This is a genomic window from Acidocella aminolytica 101 = DSM 11237, from assembly GCF_900129125.1.
Classification (GTDB): domain Bacteria; phylum Pseudomonadota; class Alphaproteobacteria; order Acetobacterales; family Acetobacteraceae; genus Acidocella; species Acidocella aminolytica.
Window position 1 is genome coordinate 1 of the sequence record NZ_FQVJ01000048.1, and the last position, 23,180, is coordinate 23,180.

Below are 23,180 nucleotides of genomic sequence, written 5' to 3' on the forward strand. Positions count from 1 at the left end.
TTAAAAAAAACGACGAGGTACGCTGAATCTTGTTGCGAAGAGAGAATTATATTTCTTCGCCAACTGCGGCTCTGGGTTGCGGAACATAGCTGGAAGGATGTTGTCTATTTCGATGAGAGTGGGTTTACCGCCAACGTTCATCGTCCTCATGGCTGGGCGCTCAGAGGCCGAAAAGTCTTCGGCAGAATAGCCGGCAATAGGGGCAAGCGAACCAATCTCATCATGGCTCAGCGGGGCAAAGACTGGATCGCCCCCATGCTGTTCGACACAAGCTGCACCCACCTGACCGTGACCGCATGGATCAAGGAAATGTTGCTGCCGGCACTCAGAAATGCCGATTCAGGTAAGGGGCTGCGCCGCCACCGGCCTAACAGGTTCACTCCCTTGCTTTCCGAGCCTGTTACGTATCCAGCGCTATCAGTTCTGGCCCGTTGTTCCAAGGGGAATTCCCACCCCCACCGGCCAAGCCTCGGTTAACTCATCCGGTGGGGGTGAAGAAGACCAGTAGCATCTCCCGCCGTTTCGCCCAGCCAGAGCGGCCAATCTTTACGCCGCAAGCGACAGAACTATCCCGCCGCTACTATGGCTGACTTTTGCGCCGCCGTTTACATTTTAGACTGGTTGTCCTCTTTCGAGTGATTATCATACAGGAGAGACACGACATATTTAGCAGTCTCTTCATACCCTAAGAAGGCAAGATGATCAGCCCCACGAGCAAAATCCTTCATCATTTTCATGGCTTTAAGCGTCTCTAATGTGTTCATGACTTCGAGTACTGCAGCCGCGCGGCGAGCGTAGGATCTGACGATGTTGGCACTTTCTTCGGGGAAATAGAGATTTGAAGAGCTGAAGCCACACATTGCTCCAATCACTTCATTTTTTCTGCCACGAATTGCGGTTCCAATGAAGGATCGGATGTAGGGAGAGCCACAAACAAATGGATTCTTTGAATACCGGCTATTTTGATCGAGTTCCTGCAACTGAAGTACGTCGTCTTGGTCTAAAACGGAGGCGCAAAGCGCGCTGCCGTAAGGCACATATGTAATGTCTCCAACAAAGACGCTGTCTACAAAATTGGATGAACCAGGAATAAATGATGCAGCAGCATAGCTTACTCCCAAACAGTCAGCCATCTCTAGTGCCAGAGTCCCCAACGAGATTTCCATCTCGTTTTGAACCGAGGGGCAGCAATACGAAGTGAGGGAAGTATTTTCGAGTTCGAGCTCGTTGGCGGCGAGGATGGTAGTCATAGCAGGTCCTAGCTTCAAATTTAGATTTACTCAGCCAACTCACGCTTCAGCAGGCAACAGGTTAATAATTTTGCCCTCTCACGAATTTCGGACAAATTCAAAATCAACATTAAGTGAAATTAACGGTATATCCACGCAAGTAATTGACTTGCCTCAAAACATGCAAAATAAATATGTCTTTTGTGCGGGCAAGAGGCACTGTCAAAGCAAACCGGCCCCAGCGTCCCGAAGCAGCGACCCTGTCGGCTTGAGCCCGTCCGCCCCACCGAAATCGGCCAATCCGTTCCGCTATTTCAACTTGTCAGCCGAGATTATCCGGATGGCCGTCATGCTATGTGCGGTGTCCGCTCAGCCTGCGCCAGGTCGAGGACCTGCTGGCTGAGCGCGGCATCGATCTCTACCATGAAACCGTGCGGCTGTGGTGGAACCGCTTCGCCCCCTTATTTGCGGCAGAGATCCAACGCCAACGCTGCCGCCTGAGGCAAGGCCCCCGATCGGCGCCCAAAAAGGGCTCTGACTCACATTTGCTGCTGGCGATGCTCATGCGCCGACTACGCGCGCCTGAAGCAGGTCAAGTTTTGCGCGCCCATACATCTGTCACTTGATAAGTTTGAGGCGCGTGATCTGCCCCTCAGTCTGTCATACTGCCTCCGTGGCGGCTTTTCTGAAAGAACGAAATGCTGTCATCCCATGCTCCTGCCTCACACAGCGGCCAGTGCGGCGCCGGCCGTTACGGGCTCGTCGTCAGCATTCCCAGTCTTCGGCCCAACCGCCAGACGGATCGCTTCCAGATCGACTTTGATCTCATCAAAACCCAATTCGTCAGCGGCTCGGGCGATCAAGGTCTGGGCCGCACCGATCACAAAGCGATCACCCGCCGAGATGCGCAAACCAGCAGCTTGCAGCCGAGACGACAGCGCATCGACTGCCTGGCGCACGTCCTGGACAGCGGGCGACTGGTGCAGGGCAAACGCCTTCTTACGACACACGAGGATCGCATCAAGACTGATCGGATCTTTCGCCGCCGTCTTGGGGCTCGCGGCTCGCAGCTCCGCGTGAACTGGGTGAGCCGCAACAACGGCCAAGCCCGCCGCGCTGATCGCCTCGTAGATGGCAGCCCAACCCTCGGCCCGCGAGTGATGAAAGTTGAATGCCAGTACTCCGTCGTCCTTGAGCACGCGGCAGGCTTCAGTGAACACGGCAGCGAGCTGACGGGCGAACACACGCGGGTCTTTGTGCTGCACCTCGCCCCGGTCGGACGAGTCCTCGCGAGCCATCCACGGATAGCGGCCGCGAAGTACTGGCGACAGCCAGGCAAAGAAGAAATCGCTCAACTCCGAGTAGTGAACGAAATCGAAGTAAGGAGGGTCGGTCACAACCGCGTCCACCGATCCTGCGGGCACCGGCAGCTCGGAGCTGTCACCGTTGAGGATCAGCAGGCCATGATCGACCGTCGCCAGTTCGCCCCACGTCTCGACGCGGCGAGCGCGGATCGGGTGGCTGGCCACCGTTTTGCGTGACCCTGCACGGCTGCCGTCCTGGTCGTGCTCGAAGGCGATCTCGAAGAGCTCATCGAGGTAACGCTTGGCGCGCAGTAGGCGCGATTCGAACAGCGTGCTGAACGTGCCGCTGCTCTTGTCAGTGCCCCACACTGAGTTTTCCAACGGCGTGCGTTCAGGCTTCAGGATGTGGTTCGAGAACATGTGCCGAACGGCCCCGGTGCCCTCGCCCTTGAAGCTGCAAAACAGGTTGTTGAACTCCAAGGTGCTGGAGAACAGGCACAGCATCTGTTCCTGCACGGCCTGGTCGTCGATGCTTAGGATTTCGCGCAGCAGCAGCCCGAGACACAGTAGTTGTCGCGCATTGAAGAAGTCGCGCCAGTGGGTGTAGTTGTAGCCCCGCGCTTGGTCAGTGTTGTGGCCCGGACGGACAGAGATTTCCGGTAGCGGCAACGTCTCACTCGCAAGGCGGCCCTGGGCTTCCTCGTAGAGCGCCAAGTCCTCAGCCCGCACGGGCAGATAGACCTTCGTGCCATCAGCGCGCAATGCCATCATCGCGTACATGCGATGTGCAGGCGGGGTGCCATCCTTGGGCAGCAACTCCTTGATTCGATAGCGCTGACCGCCCTTGGTCGTGACGTATTGACCAGCGGCCGGACCTTCCTGCGGGTTGAAGTGGTGGCCAGTACTGGCAGTGCGTGTCGGTCGCGTCGTAGCGGTCTTCCAGCACGCCCCAGCAACCAGGGCATACGATCTGTGCTCGCGGCTTCTTCTTCGGGTAGGCATCTTGGGCGAACACGTAGCGGGACAGCAGCGGGATCACTTCGCCTTCCGGCGTCGTGACCGTCTTGACCCAGAAGCAGTACAGCACCGGGATCAATTCGCTGGTCTGGGGATCACGGGTCTGGTAGTAACGCCGAATCTCCGGTGCCACGTCGCGCTCCAGCCGCTTGAAGGCGGCACGAAGCTGAGCCTCGGGCGCGGGCGTGAACGCCTGGCGCACAAGGAACGTGCTGACCGGGTTGATGTCGCAGCCGATGGCCTTGGCCCCCAGCTTGACGGCCTCGCCAAGCGTCGTACCGCTGCCCATGAAGGGGTCGAGCACCACCTTACCGGCCAGATCGTGCGTCTTATAGAAGTGCGCCCAGGTGTCCGTGCCAGGCTGGCTCAAAGCCCCAAGCGTGATGCCACGGAACACCGATCCCAGTCGGGTCGCCCACCACTTGTGGATGTGGTATATGGGCCGATTGATCTCCTTACGCCAGCTCTCCTGCTCGGCGATCTGGCTGATCTCGACTAGAGGGAAATCGCACTCCAGTGCGGTCGCGGCGGTCGCAGGAGCGAGCCCGATCTTGTCGGTAACTGCGCTCATTCTTCGTCCGCCAGATTGTTCTCGTCGTGCTGCACCGGGATGCCGGTCATTGAGACAGGCTTGCTAGCCTGCTCTTTGAGCCGATGGGCGACGAATTGGTGCTGGGTGCCTGCTTTGGGGTTGGGCACGCGCTCTGCACTAAGCTCGTTCGTACGCAAGTCGAAGTTGTAGCCAACCACCAGCGTCTCAGCCTCGACGCGGGTAAGGTTGCCGACCACCTGGTAGCGATCATCGGCACCGAAGTCTTCTGGCAGGATCAGGGTCATCAGGCCCGCGGTGCCCTCGGTCAGTGCGAAGGGGGGGCGGCGCGACGTACATCTTCCGGTCGCGGATCATGATGTCGCTGTAGGTGCCAAAGCCCTTCACGCTCTTGTTCTTGTGGGCGTAGTTGTGGTCGGCGTTCAGGAAGTCGCCGTGGTAATTGGCCAACCAAAACACAACGCCCGCACCGCCTAATGCGAGGCGTACCCAAACTACCCATTGGCTTCTCAAAAACCCAGAGCAGGCTGAAAGATGTAACTTCGCAAAATGCAGACATATCTGGCCCTCGTTTGCTCGCGCCCCCTTCAGAACTCCCTCACCCGAAAAACTTCCCCTGTCCCCGCATCGCGGACCAAATCAACGCGACCACCATCCCAGTGATAATCAAGATGGCGCCCTTGCACAGGCGGCGAGGCTAGATCCGGGTAAAACAGCCCCACGCAAATACCGTCAGGGTCCCGCCTACTGGGGTAGACCAGCCCCTCAGATCCACTGCGCCGCAACGCCGCGGCCAGTTGTTGCGCCGTGGTGTAATCATCCAGGTCCAGTGCGGATGCGAATGCGTCAATCCCGCCCCGCAGGTCATGGAGTGAAGCCCGAATATCCAGCACAAGTTCCCGGAATTGCGATGTCCAGCCAAGCGGTTGGCCGGTCTGTGCCATGAAGCAAGCGTGGTGGTGAATGGTTTCAAGCAAGGCCGTCTCATATGTCCGCGCGGCGTACAGCACGCCATAGATGCCTGCGCTGAACCGGCTCGGCCGCTCAGGGCTGACATGCGTGAAAGGGGCCATGAGGTAACTCGCCCCCGGCCCGGAAACGCGCCGCGTCACCGGTACCAGATCAAGTGCGCCGATCGTTTCCATGAGGCGCGGATTGGTCTTCTGCTCCGCGGCAATCAACAAGGGCCAATCTTCTGGATCGGCGATATCCTCAAACAAATCGACAGGCGGATACAGGCTACGGATGATCCGCCTGGCACCAACCCAATGAACCGGCGAGATGGGTACGATCGACGGATCGATCACCAGCCGCCACGCTCCGCGTCCAGATAATGCCGCACACGCATGAGATCGGTTAACTCACCATGGAGCATGACATCCAAAGCCGAGCGGCCGCTAAAAGCCGCATTCGGGGCTTTGATCCAGCCATAGCCGCGCGCCGGCTCCTTGAAAATGATCCGCAAGGCTTTGTGGATCCCCATGAGGTTGGAGAGTCTAGCCTTGCCGTCACGGCCAATCCGACCAACCTCGCCTGCCTTCCAGCGGGCGAAAGTCCGGCGGGGCAAGTCAAGGATGATCGCGGCCTGGTCGTCTGTCACCCCCCATAGGCGGAAGAGGTTCAGGGCCGCACGGAACATGGCGCCTGCCTCTTCATCGGTGATCGGGTCAGGGGAAAAGGGCTTCGGCGCAACGGTGATTTGGCTAAGCACAGACATGAGCCACTCCTGTCATATGGCTATATATATGCCATATAACGCCATATGGCAACAACCTCTCTTCTCATGCGGCGCTTACCGCCGCATGAACCTAAGCACATATCGCTACAGAGACAGATCAACTGCCTATACCTCATACCCCATAGAAAAGAAGGAACCAGCCAACGCTCGAAAATCACCTGTTTTACAGCGTCCTGTTAAGCGTAGTCATGGCCAATGTGCCAGCTTCTGCCCGGCCACAGGAGCAGTAAAACAAGGCAAGGTGGTACCCAGTAGGCTACCCAGATAAACCGTGCGCAGATCAGGTCCACCGAAAGTCAGGCTCGCCATCATCGGCGCCAAGGTGCCCTTACAGGCCCCCATCAGCGCCGGGGTAGTTGTACCCTTAGCGTAATGACGCTCGTATTCCGCTAAAGCCACCGGATTGCCGTCATCCAGTAGCGTCATCACCTCACCGTCTGGCGTTAATGCAATTAGGCGTTCAGTCAGAATCAGTGTGATCCAGAGGTTCCCATAGGCATCGAAGGCAAAACCATCCGGAAAACCGCCAAGATCGCTGGGTCCATAGATCTCGCGGCCATATGTGCTGCCATTCTCACGCACACGCAGGCGAGAGATACGACGAGCATTGGTCTCTACCACATAGAGCCATTCCTCATTGTCGTCGAAACGGATCTCGTTGGTACCGACGAACCCGTCCGCAACAATGCGCAGCCCGCTCTCATCGATCAACCCGACATAACCATCCGCCGTCTTCTCATTGATCGAGCGTGTCCACGGCACCTGCCGGGTGGTAACAGTGAACCAGATACGCCCGCGCCTATCTGTCAGCACGAAATTCGTCTTGCCAAGCGGCTGCCCGTCGAGACTGTCATACAGCGTTCGTGTTTCACCGTCACGGGTCATCAACTCGATCGCATCGGTCCCGAAATTGGCAATGAAGATATCACCACTTTTATTAAAGGCGATACCATTGGGCAGGCTACCTCCCATCACTGCGTTGTCGGCAGTTAATTGCCGCTCGCCGACGCCTTTCTGGCGAATCAATGTCTGCCCCCCATCCGGCGCAATGCGCATCACGCCCCGCGCATCAGCGGCCCAGATCGTACCGTCAGGCTCTGCCAGAATGCATTCCGGGCGCTGCAAATCACGCCCATGAAAGCGGAGTTGTGCCCTGTCGACCTGCCAACCGCGTAGCGGATTATCCTTCGTGGTCATGTCTTTACCCCTAGAACCCGAAGCCGCCGCCATCAGCGTTGATGACCTGCCCAGTGACGAAACCGGACGCCTCCGAGGCCAGAAACAAAAGCGGTCCCACCAGATCTTCCGGCTCTTCCGTGCGCGGGATGAATTGCCGTGCCTTCACCCCTTCAAAAGCACCGGGCGGCAAATTGGCGAGCGTGCCATCATGCATTGTAAGTCCTGGCGACACCGCATTCACCGTGATCCCACTTCCACCAAATTCAGATGCCAAGGCGCGCGTTAAACCGATCACAGCCATCTTACTCGTGGCGTAAGCTGTCATTCCCGGTGGCGGCCCCCAGACCGTGGAAGACGCAAAATTAATCACACGCCCATAGCCGCGCGCTGCCATACCGGGACACAGCGCCTGAGCCAGCAGGAACGGCGCTTCCACATTCACGGCCTGAATGTGTCGCCAGACTTCGGAGGTAAGCTGAGCAAATGGCACGAGCGGCATGAAGGCGGCATTGTTAATGAGGATATCAACCGTGCCCGCTTCCGCCGCCAGATGTTTCACGGCATCGGGGTCTGTCAGGTCCACAATAATCCGCCTGGCGGCAGACGGTGCCGGAAATGCCGTACGGTCGGTGACGACAAGGGCGTAGCCCGCCTGAATGAGCGCCTTGGTGAAGACCTGCCCAAGGCCGCCTGCCGCGCCGGTGAGAAGAACAGTGCGTTGTGCCATGATAAACCTCAGATCGGCAAAGTCAGTTCGTGCATGGCATGGGCCATGACCTCGTAATGCTCGTCACGCGAGCCACCATGCTGTTCAATCTCTCCCAACCGCAGGGAACTGCTTACGACCAGCCTTGCGCGATCATATCGGCGGCCGGCGTAGGAGATCAGCGCGCCCTCCAGCGAATGGCAGCGGAACAGCTCTTCCGCCAGCACCACGGCACCTTCCACCGCAATACCTGCCCCCATGGCGAGGTGCGGCGTAGTGGCATGCACAGTATCGCCCAGCAGCACCACGCGGCCCTTATGCCACGGCCCAGGCACCATCAACCCCGCCAGCGGGCGGTAGACGATGGAGCAGGAAGAAAGATCGCCTCCATCCTGAAGCTTTTCACGAAATTCCTTTACTGCCCCGCCAAACTCCTCCAGGAGTCCGGCCAAAAGATGCGGCCATGTCTGCAATTCCAAAAACTCCATGCCCGCGCGCTTATCCAGCAGGAACAGGTAGCCTTGCGTATCGCTCACGGGGTTCAGCCCGGCCTTTGCCGTTTCACCCATCAGGATCGTGGAATTGCGGCGCGTACGCGGCACAATGGCGCGCCAGGAACCCTGCCCCGTGAAGCGAGGTGCTGGTGCGTCGGGAAACACAACTTCGCGTACCTTGGAATTCACGCCGTCCGCACCGATCACGAGATCATAGCGGCCCGAGCTGCCGTCGGTGAGGCATACATTTACGCCCGCCTCGTCCTGCGCCAGAGTATTGAAGGTCACACCCACGCGCGCCTTCGCGCCGGCGCGCTCCGTGGCACGGCGCAATATATCGGCCAGAGCGGGACGCAAAATGCCGCTGGCTGCGGGCAAATCTTCCGCGCCAACCGCGTGCTCCAGCGGATTGGTCCGCAGCACCGTGCCATCGGCGGCGCAGATATCGATCTCCGACCAATAGCCGCCATGCGCCAGAACCTCATCGACAACACCAACCTGCCGCAGGGCCCGCAAGGTGGCGCCGCCAAGCGTAATACCCGCCCCTGCCGCGTTCCAATCCGGGTTGATTTCTACAAGCTCGACCTCAACGCCACGCTTGGCAAGCTCGATGGCCGCACACATGCCGCCAATACCGCCGCCGACGATAAGGCAATTCTTGATCAGGCCCATTGTCTTCTCCCCTTCAGGCGGTATGGCCGCCCAGTATCTCGGCCAGCCAATCGGCGATGATTGCACCGGCATTGTTCGGATTATCGAGCGAGGAATGCTCAACCCCGCCCTCCCGCATGGTGAAAATCACCAGATCTCGCTGGGGAGAATTCACCAATTGCTCATAGGTCTGGTGCGCGTATTTCAGCGGAATCTGACGGTCGTTCTCACCATGCGTGACCAGGAAAGGCACCTTGATTCTATCCAACACGCCATCGAGATGCATCGTCTCAGCTTTGGTGAAGAAATCACCTTTGTCCTTCGCCCCGAAGACCCATTCCACATGCTTCCAGTAATGCGGTACCGGGTTTTCGCCTTCCCGCCTCAGCCGCGCCTGTTGCACGGCGCGCCAGTCATGGTTTGCGCCCCACACGGCACCGCAGGCAAAACGCGGCTCGAAGGCCACCGCGCGCGGGCAGTAATAGCCACCGAGTGATACGCCGAGCGCGCCGATACGCGCCGGGTCTATATCCTCGCGCGATTGCAGGTAATCGACGATTTTAGACGCCCAAATTTCGGTATTCGGCACCGCAGGAAAATTCTGCAATCGCAGCGCCTCGCCCGTGCCCGGTTGGTCGATGAACAGAGCCGAAAGCCCGCGCTTTGCGAACATCGTGCCCATGATGCTCCTCTGTAAAATCTCCTTGGTGCTGTCGAGCCCGTTCATCACCACCACGATTGGCGCACGAGGCGGCGCATTCTCCGCGCGCACAAACAGCCCCGCCAGATACGCGCCCCCATAGGGAATCTCGATCCGCTCACAATTTATCCCCGCCAACTCGCGTTCCTTGGCGAACAACGCCAGAGACTGCCGGTACATCTCCAGCCGCTTCTCAAATCCGTGCGCCTGCATGCGCTCGGCGATGGCGTAATACAAAGCCGCACGGCCGAACTGCTCACCGGCGGAGATTTTCCGGCCCTTGGCTAGGTTTTCCTCGGCAAGCTCGATCAACCTGTCGCCGCCCGCCGTCCAGGCGGTAAAGAACGCCTCGGTGCCCGGATCATCCCCACCCGCGGCCGCATCGCGCAGGGAGGCACACATCTCATCCACCTCGCCGACATTTCCGCCATGCGTCAGCGCGATCATCACCGACAGGCTCCAGACATAGTTTGTTGGAAAATACTCAAACATATTCGATCCTCTTCAGATCTCGGCCCAGATCTCTCCGTCGATGACGGAAAAGGGCACGGCGGTCAGCGACTGTCCGGCGCATGGACCGGCGAAACAAAGGCCGGTCTCGGGCGAAAAATGCGCGGAATGGGCAAAACAGGTGATGTGCGCCCCGCCCGGTGACAGGAAATGATGGCGCTTCAACTCCAAGGGCCTGTGATTATGCGGGCAATCATTTTTATACAAAAACAATTTGTCGCCGCGCTTCAACGCGATCACCTTGTCGTCGTTGCCAGACGGCGCGAGACCAACGGCCCCGCCTTCCGGTACATCCGCCAGGACGCCAAGCTTTATTCGCCTGGGGCCCATTTGTCCTTGGCCTCAAAAAGGAAAATTTGGGAATTATCGGCACCAGGCAGCATCTCGCGCGGCGTCCAGGCGTCATCATGCAAATCCATATCCGCGTCAAACTCCATGGTTCCCCCGAAGGGAGAATTGAAGTACCAGAAATAATTGCTGCCCATGATGTGGCGCCCCGGCCCCCAGAAGCTCTTGTAGCCGCGCTGGGCGAAGCGCCAGCCCGCATGCAGCACTTCATGTCCGGAGCCCAGATGGAAGGTGAAATGATTCATCCCGACCATGTGGCTGTTGAAGCTCTGGATCATGAACAGGTTGTGGTGGTCCAGCGTGCCTGCCGGCCGCATGAATGGCCCCAGCCCGATGAAGCGGTCAGTCACGCGGAAGCCCAGCCGGTCCTTATAGAAGGCTTCGGCCTTTTTGACATCAGGCACGAAATACACGACATGCGAAAGCGTGCGCGGACGAATGATCTCCGTCTTGGAGGCCGCGCACTCATTCACCCCGCGGCCCGGAGACTGACCGGGAACATTGAAGCGTAGCAAAGGCAGTTCGAACTTGCGGCGGCGCGTGACGCGGAAACCAAGGGCAAAGCCACCATCATCGACGGCGTGAATCGTGCCTTCTGTATCAGTGCGCACTTCACGGTCCTTGCTCAGCTCGGCGGCGATCTCTTCCAGCACCGCCTGACTCGGGACGCCATAGATCGTCTCGCGCAGATTTGGCGACGGCGCATTGGACGGCGGCAGGGAAGCGTCGCTCGCATGGCGCAATACCACAGACGTCCCGTCCGCCGCCTCGTAAGTGCCGCCGGCCGGCCCCGCGTCGTGCTCATCCAGCCCGTAATCGAGCAAGTAGGTCCGCGCGGCCGCCATATCCTCGGCTCCAAAAACCAGAGATTCCAGCCCTAGAATTTGCATTATTCCTGTCCTTCCTCCAACATCGCGCGCGCCACCAGACCGGCCGCGGTGCCATCATGTTTAAAACCAAGCGCCAGTGCGCGCGGCGTTTCGATCGGTGGGTAGCTGGCGAAGTTCGCCTGCACGAATACGTCCGGCTCGTACGTCACCAAGCCCGTCCGATCCGCGCCGAAACGTGCCGCCAGCGCCGCCACCACATCAGCCATGCTCAGGCGCAGCACCGGCATCTGCACCACGCGCCTCGAGGACAAGCTTGCCGGGTCGAATGTTGCGGCATGCAGCAGATTGTCCACGCAGGCGCCAACGGAAATCCACCAGGCCGTGCCATCGGCCGATACAGGTACAGTGATGGGCATGCCGTCACGCAGCTTCCAGAAAATCTGGCTCATGAACGCTGAAATCAACCCCGCGCCATCGCCCGGCCTGGCGACGACACCGGGAAGGCGAAGGCTGCAGCCTTGCACCCACCCCTTGCGCGCGGCATCCGCGACCAGGATTTCTCCCACGAGTTTCTGCGCGCCATAGCTCAGCGCCGGTGCGGGCAATGTTTCCTCCGTCACCACAGGCGGCAGCGTCTCACCGTAAACGGCGACGGTACTGGCGAAAACAAAGCGCGGCGGCTGAGCCTGTTCGCGCAAATCCTCCAGCAGGCCGAGCGTGGCCTCCAGATTTACTGCGCGGCCGAGATTATAATTCCGTTCCGCTTCCCCGCCGGGAATCGAGGCCAGATGAAACACGGCATCAACCGGCTCCGCGAAAGCCTGACGCCGAAGCGCCTGATCAGCGATGCTGCCGGCCAGTTGCCTGATCCGCGTATCGTCAGGCGCCGTTGCAAAATGCGTATCCAGAAGCGTGAGACGTTCGATGCGCTGACCGCCAAGCCCCTTGGCAAGAAGACGCCGGACGAGACACCCGCCGACAAATCCCTCCGCCCCCGTGACGACGGCGTGCGTCATGGCTGGCTCCCCTTACGGAAGGGCAAACTTGCCAGGAAGGCGAGATTCCTAGCGCCCAGAAGTTTCAACCCCGCACGAGCGGAGGACCCATCCAGCCGCGCCTCCATGGGCAACGTCCCCAGGCTGGTGCCCTTGATCACCAACTCCTCGCCATCGCGGCGGATCGCCTCGACGCGCATCAATTCTTCATCCGCCGGGCCACGCAGCACCATGCCCTCGCGCGGCACCGCCACCTGGGTCTTCGGCGCCTCGGGCTTTTCGCCGATTTGCGAGAAATCCATTCCCAAATCATCGAACATCGCAATTGCCGTGGCGCGTCCGGCACCATACACGCCGCCGCCCGGATGCTGGAAAGGGCCGGCGAGATAGAGCCGCTCCACCCCCGGCACGCGGAACTGTCCAAGATCGCGCGTCGGGCGGCTACCGGCACTCTGATAAAAATACGGCGCCACGCCGTGCAGGTCGCCGCGCATCATGGAATTAGGCGAAGACCGCTCAAGATCCACCGGGCTGACGATCTTGCGCGCGATGATGTTATCCGACGTCAGGTTGGAAACAAATCTGCGGTAATGCGCCAGGGACAGATCGCCGATCTCTTCCTTCACCTCGTCCCAGTTCCGGCCATCGGCCAGCTTGTAGGGGGCAAAGGTGATACCATGGAACATGCCGCAACCGGGCGGCGAGCGCGACGGATCGCCGATACTCTCATCCCCGCCCGCACACAGCCGCCGCGGTGAGATCTCGCCGCGCCGGAGCGCATGGAAATCGGCGATCATCTCGTTGAGATTGTCGGTCGCCATGAATTCCAGCATGGTGGCGTAGCCGACCTCTTCTCCTGCGTAGTATTTCACCTTTTCACGCAGATCGTAATGGCTGACCATGATGCTGAACGGTGCCAGTGTCGCGCGCGCCGCGCGTTCACGCACGGGCACGGGCACGCCTGCAACGAATTTGCCTAGCACATGCGGATGAATGGCGCCGATGACAGCGTCGCGCGCGGTGAATTCCTCTCCGCTCGTCAAGCGTACACCCGTGGCGCGCCCGGCGCTGGTAAGCACCTGCGTCACCTCAGCATCGCAGCGCACCTCGCCGCCATGCGCCTCGATGCAGCGCACCAGCGCTTCCGTCAGCTTGCCGCTGCCGCCGACAGGCTGGGACACGCCGTAAGTGTGGATGATGCCCGGCATCAGCAGCACGCCCATGCCAGTGCCCAACTCATCCGGGCATTGCAGATTTTCTGAAACGAGCCGTAACAGATGAATCTTGATCTTATCGGATTCATAAAGCTGGTTGACGAGATCCAGGCAATCACGCTGCATATAATCCAGCATGAGCTGGCCTTCCTCGCTCTTATCGAGCATCGCGACCAGATCAGCCAGAGGCGGTGGTGGCGCATACAGGCCAGGCATGAAGAGTTGAAGGATCTTCATGCTCATCTTTGAGAAAGCGCGATATGTTTCGGCATCCTTCTTCGAGACGGTGGCGAAGTTCGCGCAGGTCTTGTCCAGATCCTTGTAAGTGAACAGCACCGACTGGTCCGGGAAGATCGTCGCGTGCGGCACGGGGGAGTAGTGGTAATTCAGACCGAACTTGCCAATCAGCCCCAGTTCGTCCTGCCGCAGCATCGGATTGCCCTGGATCATGATATGCACGGAGCTATGCTCGTCATGCCAATAGCCGGGCGTACTCAGCTGCCGCGTCGAGACGCCGCCACCAGGATAGGATTTGCGCTCCAGCACCAGCACCTTCTTGCCGGCTTTTGCGAGATAGGCGGCGGCGGTCAGTCCATTATGCCCCGCCCCCATGGCGACGATGTCGTAGTTATTGCTCACGCGCTTCCCCTGTCAGTCCGCTTTGACGAAACGATGCTCGATGGCGCCAAAGATGCTGGCACCGTCGGCGTTCTTTACCTCAAAGCGTAGCGTCTCGCCGAAATGGACGAAATCCGTCAACGCCTTTCCATGTGCAATGGTCTCAACAGCGCGGCGTTCAGCCAGACAGGCGGAGCCCACCTGCTCGTAGCCGCGATTGGAAACCGTGCCCGACCCCAAAATTGTCCCCGCCTTCAGATTACGGTTATAAGCCAGGTGCGCCAACAGCTCGCCGAAACTCCAATCCATCTCCCGCCCATTCGGGTGGCCGAACCATTCGCCGTTACGTGATACGCGCATGTCCAGCTCGACCCGGCCATTCGCCCAGGCATCACCCAGTTCATCCGGTGTCACCGCGACGGGACCGAACACCGAAGCGGGCTTGGCATTGATGAAGCCAAACCCCATCGACAACTCGCGGAACAGATGCTTACGCATCGACACGTCGTTGAGGATGGTCACAAGCCGTATCTGGCTTTCCGCCTCCTCCGGCGTGCTACCCATGCCAATATCGCCGGTGATGACCGCGAATTCGCCCTCGAAATCGCATTGATCCTCTTCCGTCGGAAAGGGGTAGTCATCGCGCGGGCCACGAAACTCATCACCTTGGCGCTGCACCAGCACCGCGATGCCAGGCGTCTTCTTCACCGTCAGGTTAAAGGCACGCTCCATGATGTCGCCATGATTGAGGAAGGCCGAGGCATCAACGAACTGGTGGGCCCGCGGCAGCGGCGCGGTGACGGCGGCGGGATCGAACGCGAATGCGCCGGGCGCCTTTCCAGCGCTCAACGCCTGGTATAAATCTTCAAGCCTTGGGCTGAATTCGTCCCAATTTTCCAGCAGGCTTTGCAGCGTGGGCACGATGCCAGCGGCCGAAACCGCGTGGGACAAATCCCGTGACACGAGCAGCAATGCCCCGTCGCGGCTGGATGTCTTCAGACTGGCAAATTTCATGTCTGTTCCTTCAGGCCAGGGGGCGGCCGCCATCCACGGGGATGATCGCGCCCGTGGTGAAATTGAGTTGTACGGCGGCAAGCACCGCCTGACCGATCTCTTCGGGGGCAGCCAGCCGCTTCAGCGGCGTGCGGGCGGCCTGTTCGTCGCGCCAGGACTGGTCCATGGATTTCACGAATTCCGTATCCACCAGCCCCGGCGAGACGGAGACGACGCGGATGGCAGGCGCAAGCGCGCGTGCCAGCGACTTCGTCATATTGTCCAAAGCCGCCTTGGAGGCGCAGTATGCCACATTGCTGCCCATTGCTGTAACCGCGGCAATGGATGAGATATTCACCACCACGCCCTTGCCGTTGGCGGCAAGCAAGTGCCGCAAGGCGCGAACAGCGGCGAACGGGCCACGCACATTGGTCGCCAGAATCTGGTCCATCAGCGCGTCGTCCAACCCGTCGAGATCCGCGTGCGGCACGAAGCGCGTCGTTCCCGCGCAATTCACCAGGATATCGCAGCGCCCATAGCGGGCGACGACCTCCTCCGCCAGCGCCGCCAGCCCTGCACTGTCCGTCACCGGGGCGCGTAGCGCCGCATGCGGCAACGCGGCGGGCGGCAGGGCCGCCGCCAATGCCTCAGCGGCGGCGGCGGAGCGATTATAACCCACCACCACGCCCGCCCCCGCGTCGGCCAGGGTACGGCAAATCGCCTCCCCCAGCCCGCCGGCGCCGCCAGTAATGATTGCGAGGGAGCCGGCGAGACTTGTCACGCCGCCTGCCCCGCCGCGTTGGAACCACCAAAACGGCGCACGCGGATGGCCGCCTGCTCGGCATGGCCGGGGAGATGTTCCAGCCTGCACAATCTGTCACACACCTCGCCGATAGCGGCCGATGCCTCGTTTGTCAGCACGCGCTGGTAGGTGTGGGTCTTGATGAACTTGCCCACCCACAGACCACCCGTATAGCGCCCGGCACCTTGCGTCGGCAGCGTATGGTTTGTGCCGATCACCTTGTCGCCATAGGCGACGTTGGTGCGCTGGCCAAGGAACAGCGCGCCATAGCGGGTCATCCGCGCCAGATACCAGTCCGGGTCCTTCGTCATCACCTGCACATGCTCGGAACACAGCCGCTCAGCCTCGGCCAGCGCCTCCTCGTCCGTGTCGCACAGAATGATCTCACCATAATCCTCCCAGGCCGTGCGGGCGGTCGGCGCACTTTCCAGCCGGGCAAGAACGGTCTCGGTCGCTGCGGGCAGCTCAGCCGCGATTTTCTTGCTGGTGGTTATGCAATAGGCGGGTGAGGTAGGGCCATGCTCGGCTTGCCCCATCAGATCCACAGCCACAAGCTCGGCATCCACCGTGTCGTCGCAGATCACCATCGTCTCGGTGGGGCCGGCCAGCAGATCGATGCCCACGCGCCCGAAAAGTTGACGCTTCGCCTCTGCGACAAACGCGTTTCCAGGACCGACGATCATATCCACCGCCGCGATGCTGTCGGTGCCGATCGCCATGGCCGCCACGGCCTGTACACCGCCAAGGCAATAAATCTCATCCGCGCCAGCCAGATGCATCGCCGCGACAATCTCGGCACTCGGCTTGCCGTTCTGCGGCGGCGCGCAGGCGACGATACGCTTCACCCCCGCCACCTTGGCGGTCAGAACGCTCATGTGCGCCGAGGCAATAAGCGGGTATTTGCCACCGGGAATGTAACACCCCACCGAGTTCACCGGGATGTTGCGGTGCCCCAGCACGACGCCTGGCAGCGTCTCGATCTCGACGTCGCGCAGCGTAGCTTTCTGAATCTGCGCGAAGCGGCGAATCTGCGCCTGCGCGAACTTGATGTCCTCCAAAGCCTGCCTGGAAAGGCTCGCTATACAGGCGTCGATCTCGTCCTGCGTTAGGCGGAAGCTCTTGGGTTCGAATTTATCGAACTTCGCCGCGTATTCGCGCACAGCCTCGTCGCCGCGCGCTTCGATATCGGCGATGATCGCTTCCACCGTGGCGCGTATCTGCGCATTGTCAGCCGCGCGCTGGGCTTTGCGGACACCCGTCTTCAATTGCTGAATCACGTCTCACTCCCATTTTCAGGATACGCCGACGCAGGCGCAAAAGGTTGCAAGAATTCTATGAGATTGCCTGCACAATCGCGCACAAACGCAACAGGCTGGCCATTCACCGTCACTTCAAAGGCAATATCCGCCCCCGCCGCCTTCAGCCTCACGACGGTCGCGGGAACATCTTCAACCTCCAGGCAAAGATGCTTATTGCCATGCGTCTTCAAATCTAAATTCGGCTCCCGCCGGTCGGCTGGTAGCGGCGCCGCACCTGGCACCTCAAAGAGCTCGATCCTGAAATCCCCACACTGCATGAAGGCGATTTCGGCCGGAATGGCGGCCATGTAGTGCCTTCTTTCAAGCGTGAAGCCGAGCATTCGGCCATACCAGTCAAGCGCGGCATCCAAATCCGGCACCGAAACGCCGAAATGATGCGCGCGCCATGCCCCAGCAACGCTCATGTCGCTAATATCCTGGCCATTTTTCACACCCCATGTCATTTTGTCATTCGTGACTGGGGATATTAAGCCTTAGGCAGATCTTGCTGAAAATCAGAATATTTCAAACCAAAGAATTGACGAAATCAACAGCTGAGGCAAAATACGGTATGCGGCTTGGTCATTTTGATATGAATTTGTTCGTTGTCCTGGATGCTCTTCTAGACTTGAAGAGCGTTACCAAGGCCAGCGAACGCCTATGCATCGGCGCTTCCGCCACATCCAGCGCCCTCGGCCGGCTGCGTGAGCACTTTAAGGACGATCTTCTTGTCCAGATCGGACGCCGCATGGAACTCACTCCGCTTGCAGAATCCCTGCGCGAACCTGTGCGCGATATTCTCCTGCGTTCACAATCCACGTTGACCAGCAAGGCCGCCTTTGAGCCTGCAACCGCGCAGCGTCATTTCGTGTTTAATGCCTCGGATTATTCGGCAACCGTGTTCCTGGCCCCGCTGCTGCAACGCCTATCGCGCGTGGCACCAGGCATTTCGCTGGATATCATCGAGCTTGGAAATAACAACCTTGCCAAACTTGAACGCGGCGAGGTGGATATCGCCATCTATCCTGAGCGCAATGCCAGCCCGAACTATCCGGCTGAAACCTTATTTGAGGAAGACTATGTTTGCGTGGCCTGGGAAAAAAGCCGTCACACCGGCCCCCGGATCAGCTTTAACGACTATGTCGCGGCCAAGCACATCTCGGTCCGCATGGGAGAGCAGCGTATCCCCTCCTTTGAGGAATGGTTTCTATCCGCTCATGGTATCAAGCGCCAAATCGTCGCTACAAGCTCAACCTTCAATGCTCAACCTATGATGATCCTGGGTACGGAATACATCGCCACCATGCATCGCCGGCTGGCGCAAATTTACGCGCGCCTGTTGCCCTTGCGACTGCTCACGCCTGAATTCGAAACACCGGGCTTATGCCTCGTGATGCAATGGAATCACTTCAATAACAGCGATGCGGGGCATCGCTGGTTGCGTGAGCAACTTAAGACCATTCAGCCTGTCTGATTACCAAGCCGTGGAACCGCCATCGACCGGCAGATTGGCAGCGGTGACCCAGCTAGCCTCTTCGCTTGCCAAATAAACTGCGGCCCAGGCGATATCCTCCGGCTGTCCAATTCGCCTCACCATCGCCTTGGCCATGGCCTGATCTTTAAAGCCAGGATCCTGCGTCATATGAGCGCGCGTGGCGGGCGTTTCGATCAACGCCGGTGAGATCGCATTAACCCGTATGTTATGCGGCGCACCTTCCATGGCGAGTTGTCTTGTCATACCAAGTACTCCCGCCTTACCCGCGCAATGAGCCAAGGCTGGCGATCCCGGCAGGGCCATCATGGCATTGGCGGAAGCAAAGTTGATCACCGCCCCTCCGCCCGCAGCAACCAACGCCGGCCACGCCGCCTTGCATAAAAGAAACACAATATCCAATTCACCGCGGAGGGTGAATTTCCATTGCGCTTCATAGTCCATCTCCTGCAACCATGCGAAGGCCGCGAAAGCTGCCGCGTTTACAACAACATCCACCCCCCCCATCTGCGCGCGGGCAAAAGCCACTAGGGCCTCCGCTCCGCCCGGCGCAACAAGATCAAGTGGATACATACAATGCAAAGTGAGATTCCGGCTTCTGGCCTCATCCAGAAGCGCTTCGGCCGCTTCGGTAGAAATGTCACACCCCACCACCTCTGCCCCCTGCATCACGAAAAGTAGCGCGCATGCCCGGCCGATTCCTCCGCCGAGCCCTGTTACGATCACACGCTTGCCCGCCAACCTGGTTCCACGCTCAAGGGGTTTATGCTGTCTTACTTGGCTCATGGATAGTTATAATGCCCCAAGCCAGCCATTTGACCAATCAACGCCACAAACGTGAAGCCCACATTGAATCCGTCATGCGGCCGATGCGTGGAGGTGGGAGATGCCCAGGCGTTCGAATTCAGGATATAAGTTGCGTAAGGCTGAAAAATGAGGCTCGGCGTCAGCACAAACGTAGCATCCGTGCCAAAACCATATTCATTAGGCCCAACCGTATAAGGGCTACCTGTTGATGAAAGTTGAGCTTTCTGCAGGTAAGCCTGCTCGTCGGATGTCAGCCTGACCCAGGTGAATTTCAACCCGTAGCTATCGAATGGTCGGCTGGGAAACATCCCCTGTACCGTCAAGCCTGCATCGAGATTATCCCGCAAACCATCGCCCGTTTTGCCGTTGAACTCTGTGACATCCGCCACAAATGCAGAAAGCGATGTTGACAGGGGATTCTGGTTCTTACGCCAAAAAGTCTGCTTTGCGCTCAAGAATATGCCAGAATTTCCATTGGTCACCTGTCCCGTCAAGGGGTCCGACTGGCTTAGTGTATTGCGATAAAACATTGCTTCATAAGCGCTCGGATAAAGGGCTTTATGAGGATCCGTGCGATAGCTTATGTCAGCAAGATAGACATTCCCCGATGGTACTCCGTAGTGATAAGATTCCCAGCCATTTGAAAACGGGAAGGCCGGGTCATATTTCCAAAACCCTCCTTGTACGCGCAATGCAGGGGTAAAATTATATCCGGCTCGCGCGCTCCAGTTCGCATAAGGTGGTGGTGCAAACCCGGCATTTTTCTGAATCATAGTGGTAGAGGAAATGCAGGCAAATTGCTGGTCGCATGTCGCCAGCGCGAAATAATCACCCGCATTGCTGCGACCGCCTTCAATAAAAGCTTTGTCGTTTAGGAATTTTTGCTCCAACGTGAAGCGCTGAAGATGCGCCGCCCAGGGTATATATGGCCCCGGATTGCCACCAATCACATCACCGACCTGATTACCATAATTCAGATTGGTAATCTTCGGAATCACCATCTCTTGAAAATGTACGGATGTTCCTTTTAAGCCAATCATCTTACCAAGATCGAGATCCGCACCCATATCCAAAATGGAGACAAACTCACTGGCGCCGGTTTCTTGTCCTTGATCGGGCGACGCGATACCAAGCTGAACAAAAGTAGCATTCGGATAAAATCCAACGTTATTGAGTGTTTTACTAATGCCACTCAAAGGGCCACTGGAGGTTTGTGCCGAGGCCAAACCCGCAATGCCAACGAAATAGGTCGTCGCGAGAATCAGTCTTTTCATCTTGTTCATTTCCTTGTCATGGTACCGCCGTGTAGGCACACTGATTCCTGCCCAACGCGGGCACGGCCGCCATTTTATTTTTAATTGATTGTTAGATCGTGTTGACCGCCTTGCTGCGATCCGCTGATACCATGCCCTGAATAATCGCCAGCAACACCGCCAAAAGGATTGCAGAACCACCGAACGCATAGAAAGCGGTCAAAGGACTCCCTCCCAAGGCCCGCTGAACAACCCCAAAAAGGAAACCCGAAATCGGTTGAGCGATGAAAAAGGACGAAAAATACGCACCTGTTCCCTTACCACGATACTCATAGGTCAGCAGACCAAGTACCCAGGTCATCAACCCGGTTAGCATGAAACCGCAGCCAAACTCATGAATAATCATGCCCAGCGTGAGCAATGGCAAAGTTGACATCGCCGCCATAGTAATCAACCCGGCGCCGCCTAGAACAAAAGCCAGCACAACAAGCGACTGCACTTTTACGTTGCGTTTACGCAGTTGGTTGAACGTGAACGCCCCCACAGGCATCGCCACGGACCCAATAGCACCGATCATACCCGCCGTCGCTGGCGACTTAAAACCGTGCGCCGCGGAAATCACGCCGATTTCAATCTGTGGCAGCATAAAGACAATTCCCCCAGCAATCGTCACCACGCAGATTGCCAGCAGACGAAAGAACGGGAACGGCCCGGCAGCCATGACCGCCTCATCCAACTCCCGGCGAGAATGATGTCGCTCCGGCTCCCAAGTGAAGGCCAAAACAGCCAACAAAAATACCACCGCCAGGGCATAAACCGCATAGGGCATACGCCAGTTATGACTAGCTAGCGCCCCGCCAATCGCAAAAAAAGCTGTAGCGGAAAGCGAGGCAATGCCTGTATTCATTGCCAGGAATTTCTCGCGCTCAAGATCAGTGAAGAAATCGCCCAGCATGGTGATAGACGCGGACATCAAAACAGTCTCGGCGACACCAACCCCAAGACGGCTGATGATAATATCCGTGAGGTTCGAAAGATAAAGCGGAGCAGTGCCAAATACAGGATAAGCGATCAGGCTACCAATCAGCAACTTACGCCGGCCGATCCTATCGATAATCATACCCGCGAATGGTGATAGCAAGGCAACGCACAAAGCTGGACACGTCAAGGAAAACACCACAAGCTGCTGAGCACCGTGTACCCCGGCAAAAGCCTCCATCATCGCGGGCACAGCTGGCGCCAGCAGCACCACTGCCATGGTCGAAAGCAGCCCTAATGAGACGAGCAAGATTCCTTGAAGATTTCCTGGCTGCCTATAAGCAGCCTGCTCTGATATATTGGACATAGTTCCCCCATTGGGCGCTTCGCGCCATCACTTGTTATCAAAATCCCAGAAGTACGCTTTCGCTGAACGCAATGAGGCAGAAAACGTTGCAAGAAGCAGCCTAGATCTCTGCGGTCTCGGACATTTTTCCCCTCCAAAAGGCTCTTAATTATACTTCTGCCACTATAGGCTGGAAAATTCACATTCCATCAATCAGATTGTAATGGCTTTAGCGTTTGATGCAATCAAACTATATATTCTGTCTCACTGTGCTTACAAACGCTGCCGTATACGCTAGCATTCCTTGGTCTCTTGTAGCTGCACAAGATATAATCACACGGAACCCAAGAGATTAGAGATCAGGGCTGAACTTTGGAACGCCTCAGGAATGGGTTCAGTTTTGAGATCAGGGACCAACGTAGCCTTGACGTGGCACAGTAGCGAGGGGCCTTCACACTATCGGCCTCGTGACACAGCACTATGACCGTTGGCTGTTGATTATGGAATGGCCTGCCCGTCCACCACATCGAGTATGATGTTTGTATCTTGGACGAGCAGGAGGAGCGGACCATGACGATTTCTATTTTGGGCATCGATATAGGTAAGAATAGCTGCAGTGTTATAGGTGTCGATGAACGAGGAAGCGTAATTTTACGTCGCACGATGCGTCGGCAGACCCTGGTGGAATTTGTAAACAGACAGCCATTTTGCGTCGTCGCTATGGAAGCCTGTTGCGGTGCCCAAACTTAGGGCGGATTTTTGCTGAGCGTGGACACGAGGTTCGCCTGATGTCGCCGGAATATGTCCGTCCTTATGTGAAGTTATGGGCAGGTGCCCATAACTTCACTAATCACGAGGTGCCCATAATGCGGAGGAGCGTGGCCTGATTGGCGGATTTCCGCCGTTTTTGTCCATGTTTCCTCCGCATTATCTTAGAGCGTGTCCAGCCAGGCGAGCACACTTGCATCGCGCTAACGACGCCGGATGTCGACAATTTCGATTGCGCGAGAGATTATGCCGCTTGGCTTGGGCTGACACCCAAGCCGCACTCCACCGGAGGCAAGCAGAAGGTGGGCCGGATCTCGAAGATGGGCAACCGTTACATCCGACGCCTGCTGTATCTGGGTG

At 58.2% G+C, this 23,180-nt stretch carries 24 protein-coding genes and 2 pseudogenes; 5 read left to right on the forward strand and 21 right to left on the reverse strand.

All coding sequences use genetic code 11. From position 1 onward, the window contains the following. Positions 1 to 477, forward strand: a 477-nt coding sequence (locus tag BUB54_RS20990; protein WP_175556543.1) for a transposase, incomplete at its 5' end; no start/stop codon positions are given. 128 nt (positions 478 to 605) lie between these two features. Here BUB54_RS20990 and BUB54_RS17545 read toward each other — a convergent pair. Next, positions 606 to 1,250 carry a GAF domain-containing protein gene (locus tag BUB54_RS17545; protein ID WP_048880642.1) on the reverse strand — a complete coding sequence of 215 codons (645 nt, stop codon included), beginning with the start codon at positions 1,248 to 1,250 and terminating at the stop codon, positions 606 to 608. A gap of 335 nt (positions 1,251 to 1,585) precedes the next feature. Between BUB54_RS17545 and BUB54_RS21260 the strand changes: the two genes are divergently transcribed. After that, positions 1,586 to 1,855 (forward strand): hypothetical protein, encoded by a 270-nt coding sequence (locus BUB54_RS21260; RefSeq protein ID WP_217652537.1) that lies wholly within the window; start codon positions 1,586 to 1,588, stop codon positions 1,853 to 1,855. Positions 1,856 to 1,951: 96 nt separating this feature from the next. On the opposite strand, the gene BUB54_RS21265 is transcribed toward BUB54_RS21260, so the two are convergent. The 17 genes from BUB54_RS21265 to BUB54_RS17630 all read right to left on the reverse strand — a co-directional run bounded on the left by BUB54_RS21265 (position 1,952) and on the right by BUB54_RS17630 (position 17,601). Next, on the reverse strand, positions 1,952 to 3,313 hold the full coding sequence (locus tag BUB54_RS21265; RefSeq protein WP_217652538.1) for a hypothetical protein: 1,362 nt from the start codon (positions 3,311 to 3,313) through the stop codon (positions 1,952 to 1,954). Continuing rightward, positions 3,285 to 4,121 carry a DNA methyltransferase gene (locus tag BUB54_RS21270; protein ID WP_199444765.1) on the reverse strand — a complete coding sequence of 279 codons (837 nt, stop codon included), beginning with the start codon at positions 4,119 to 4,121 and terminating at the stop codon, positions 3,285 to 3,287. Before BUB54_RS21270 ends, BUB54_RS21265 begins: the two co-directional genes overlap by 29 nt. Further along, complete coding sequence (locus tag BUB54_RS21275) at positions 4,118 to 4,387, reverse strand: hypothetical protein (protein WP_199444766.1); 270 nt, start codon at positions 4,385 to 4,387, stop codon at positions 4,118 to 4,120. The genes BUB54_RS21270 and BUB54_RS21275 overlap by 4 nt, the downstream gene beginning before the upstream one ends. Before the next feature lie 300 nt (positions 4,388 to 4,687). Then, a complete protein-coding gene (locus tag BUB54_RS17565; RefSeq protein WP_073211972.1) occupies positions 4,688 to 5,407 on the reverse strand; it encodes an RES family NAD+ phosphorylase in 720 nt (239 codons plus the stop codon). Further along, positions 5,404 to 5,817, reverse strand: a complete 414-nt coding sequence (locus BUB54_RS17570) for an MbcA/ParS/Xre antitoxin family protein (protein WP_073211973.1) — start codon at positions 5,815 to 5,817, stop codon at positions 5,404 to 5,406. Before BUB54_RS17570 ends, BUB54_RS17565 begins: the two co-directional genes overlap by 4 nt. Before the next feature lie 207 nt (positions 5,818 to 6,024). Continuing rightward, the gene (locus BUB54_RS17575; protein WP_048877704.1) at positions 6,025 to 7,035 is read right to left on the reverse strand and encodes an SMP-30/gluconolactonase/LRE family protein; all 1,011 of its coding nucleotides are present in this window, start codon (positions 7,033 to 7,035) and stop codon (positions 6,025 to 6,027) included. Between the two features lie 10 nt (positions 7,036 to 7,045). Beyond that, positions 7,046 to 7,744, reverse strand: a complete 699-nt coding sequence (locus tag BUB54_RS17580; RefSeq protein WP_048877703.1) for an SDR family NAD(P)-dependent oxidoreductase — start codon at positions 7,742 to 7,744, stop codon at positions 7,046 to 7,048. An 8-nt stretch (positions 7,745 to 7,752) separates the two neighbouring features. Continuing rightward, positions 7,753 to 8,889 (reverse strand): FAD-dependent oxidoreductase, encoded by a 1,137-nt coding sequence (locus BUB54_RS17585; protein ID WP_048877702.1) that lies wholly within the window; start codon positions 8,887 to 8,889, stop codon positions 7,753 to 7,755. 13 nt (positions 8,890 to 8,902) lie between these two features. Beyond that, on the reverse strand, positions 8,903 to 10,060 hold the full coding sequence (locus BUB54_RS17590) for an alpha/beta hydrolase family protein (RefSeq protein WP_048877701.1): 1,158 nt from the start codon (positions 10,058 to 10,060) through the stop codon (positions 8,903 to 8,905). A 12-nt stretch (positions 10,061 to 10,072) separates the two neighbouring features. After that, positions 10,073 to 10,408 (reverse strand): Rieske (2Fe-2S) protein, encoded by a 336-nt coding sequence (locus BUB54_RS17595; protein WP_048877700.1) that lies wholly within the window; start codon positions 10,406 to 10,408, stop codon positions 10,073 to 10,075. After that, entirely contained in the window at positions 10,390 to 11,271 is an 882-nt protein-coding gene (locus BUB54_RS17600; protein WP_241869310.1) for a VOC family protein, read from the reverse strand. The genes BUB54_RS17595 and BUB54_RS17600 overlap by 19 nt, the downstream gene beginning before the upstream one ends. 44 nt (positions 11,272 to 11,315) lie before the next feature. Next, positions 11,316 to 12,272 (reverse strand): NAD-dependent epimerase/dehydratase family protein, encoded by a 957-nt coding sequence (locus tag BUB54_RS17605; protein WP_048877698.1) that lies wholly within the window; start codon positions 12,270 to 12,272, stop codon positions 11,316 to 11,318. Next, positions 12,269 to 14,104, reverse strand: a complete 1,836-nt coding sequence (locus BUB54_RS17610; RefSeq protein ID WP_073211974.1) for a phytoene desaturase family protein — start codon at positions 14,102 to 14,104, stop codon at positions 12,269 to 12,271. Before BUB54_RS17610 ends, BUB54_RS17605 begins: the two co-directional genes overlap by 4 nt. A 12-nt stretch (positions 14,105 to 14,116) precedes the next feature. Further along, positions 14,117 to 15,097: a fumarylacetoacetate hydrolase family protein gene (locus tag BUB54_RS17615; RefSeq protein WP_048877706.1), complete on the reverse strand. Its 981-nt coding sequence runs from the start codon at positions 15,095 to 15,097 to the stop codon at positions 14,117 to 14,119. A 10-nt stretch (positions 15,098 to 15,107) separates the two neighbouring features. Next, complete coding sequence (locus BUB54_RS17620; protein ID WP_048877696.1) at positions 15,108 to 15,857, reverse strand: SDR family NAD(P)-dependent oxidoreductase; 750 nt, start codon at positions 15,855 to 15,857, stop codon at positions 15,108 to 15,110. After that, entirely contained in the window at positions 15,854 to 17,155 is a 1,302-nt protein-coding gene (gene hisD / locus BUB54_RS17625) for a histidinol dehydrogenase (RefSeq protein WP_048877695.1), read from the reverse strand. Before hisD ends, BUB54_RS17620 begins: the two co-directional genes overlap by 4 nt. After that, entirely contained in the window at positions 17,152 to 17,601 is a 450-nt protein-coding gene (locus tag BUB54_RS17630; RefSeq protein ID WP_073211977.1) for a VOC family protein, read from the reverse strand. Before BUB54_RS17630 ends, hisD begins: the two co-directional genes overlap by 4 nt. 80 nt (positions 17,602 to 17,681) lie before the next feature. On the opposite strand from BUB54_RS17630, the gene BUB54_RS17635 reads away from it, so the two are divergent. Further along, on the forward strand, positions 17,682 to 18,650 hold the full coding sequence (locus tag BUB54_RS17635) for a LysR family transcriptional regulator (RefSeq protein WP_217652539.1): 969 nt from the start codon (positions 17,682 to 17,684) through the stop codon (positions 18,648 to 18,650). Here BUB54_RS17635 and BUB54_RS17640 read toward each other — a convergent pair whose 3' ends face one another. The 3 genes from BUB54_RS17640 to BUB54_RS17650 all read right to left on the reverse strand — a co-directional run bounded on the left by BUB54_RS17640 (position 18,651) and on the right by BUB54_RS17650 (position 22,016). After that, complete coding sequence (locus tag BUB54_RS17640; protein ID WP_048877692.1) at positions 18,651 to 19,454, reverse strand: SDR family NAD(P)-dependent oxidoreductase; 804 nt, start codon at positions 19,452 to 19,454, stop codon at positions 18,651 to 18,653. Further along, entirely contained in the window at positions 19,451 to 20,749 is a 1,299-nt protein-coding gene (locus tag BUB54_RS17645; protein ID WP_073211975.1) for a carbohydrate porin, read from the reverse strand. The genes BUB54_RS17640 and BUB54_RS17645 overlap by 4 nt, the downstream gene beginning before the upstream one ends. A gap of 91 nt (positions 20,750 to 20,840) precedes the next feature. Further along, a complete protein-coding gene (locus BUB54_RS17650; protein WP_158320069.1) occupies positions 20,841 to 22,016 on the reverse strand; it encodes an MFS transporter in 1,176 nt (391 codons plus the stop codon). A 606-nt stretch (positions 22,017 to 22,622) separates the two neighbouring features. Between BUB54_RS17650 and BUB54_RS21650 the strand changes: the two are divergent. Continuing rightward, positions 22,623 to 22,873: pseudogene (locus BUB54_RS21650) on the forward strand (IS110 family transposase); the annotation flags it as partial. A 138-nt stretch (positions 22,874 to 23,011) separates the two neighbouring features. Continuing rightward, positions 23,012 to 23,180: pseudogene (locus BUB54_RS17660) on the forward strand (transposase); the annotation flags it as partial.

Coding starts and splice junctions, on each gene's coding strand:
- BUB54_RS17545 (WP_048880642.1), bottom strand. CDS start 1,250: ATGACTACCATCCTCGCCGCCAACGAGCTCGAACTCGAAAATACTTCC.
- BUB54_RS21265 (WP_217652538.1), bottom strand. CDS start 3,313: ATGTACGCGATGATGGCATTGCGCGCTGATGGCACGAAGGTCTATCTG.
- BUB54_RS21270 (WP_199444765.1), bottom strand. CDS start 4,121: ATGAGCGCAGTTACCGACAAGATCGGGCTCGCTCCTGCGACCGCCGCG.
- BUB54_RS21275 (WP_199444766.1), bottom strand. CDS start 4,387: ATGACCCTGATCCTGCCAGAAGACTTCGGTGCCGATGATCGCTACCAG.
- BUB54_RS17570 (WP_073211973.1), bottom strand. CDS start 5,817: ATGTCTGTGCTTAGCCAAATCACCGTTGCGCCGAAGCCCTTTTCCCCT.
- BUB54_RS17575 (WP_048877704.1), bottom strand. CDS start 7,035: ATGACCACGAAGGATAATCCGCTACGCGGTTGGCAGGTCGACAGGGCA.
- BUB54_RS17580 (WP_048877703.1), bottom strand. CDS start 7,744: ATGGCACAACGCACTGTTCTTCTCACCGGCGCGGCAGGCGGCCTTGGG.
- BUB54_RS17585 (WP_048877702.1), bottom strand. CDS start 8,889: ATGGGCCTGATCAAGAATTGCCTTATCGTCGGCGGCGGTATTGGCGGC.
- BUB54_RS17590 (WP_048877701.1), bottom strand. CDS start 10,060: ATGTTTGAGTATTTTCCAACAAACTATGTCTGGAGCCTGTCGGTGATG.
- BUB54_RS17595 (WP_048877700.1), bottom strand. CDS start 10,408: ATGGGCCCCAGGCGAATAAAGCTTGGCGTCCTGGCGGATGTACCGGAA.
- BUB54_RS17600 (WP_241869310.1), bottom strand. CDS start 11,271: ATGGCGGCCGCGCGGACCTACTTGCTCGATTACGGGCTGGATGAGCAC.
- BUB54_RS17605 (WP_048877698.1), bottom strand. CDS start 12,272: ATGACGCACGCCGTCGTCACGGGGGCGGAGGGATTTGTCGGCGGGTGT.
- BUB54_RS17615 (WP_048877706.1), bottom strand. CDS start 15,097: ATGAAATTTGCCAGTCTGAAGACATCCAGCCGCGACGGGGCATTGCTG.
- BUB54_RS17630 (WP_073211977.1), bottom strand. CDS start 17,601: ATGAGCGTTGCTGGGGCATGGCGCGCGCATCATTTCGGCGTTTCGGTG.
- BUB54_RS17640 (WP_048877692.1), bottom strand. CDS start 19,454: ATGAGCCAAGTAAGACAGCATAAACCCCTTGAGCGTGGAACCAGGTTG.
- BUB54_RS17645 (WP_073211975.1), bottom strand. CDS start 20,749: ATGAAAAGACTGATTCTCGCGACGACCTATTTCGTTGGCATTGCGGGT.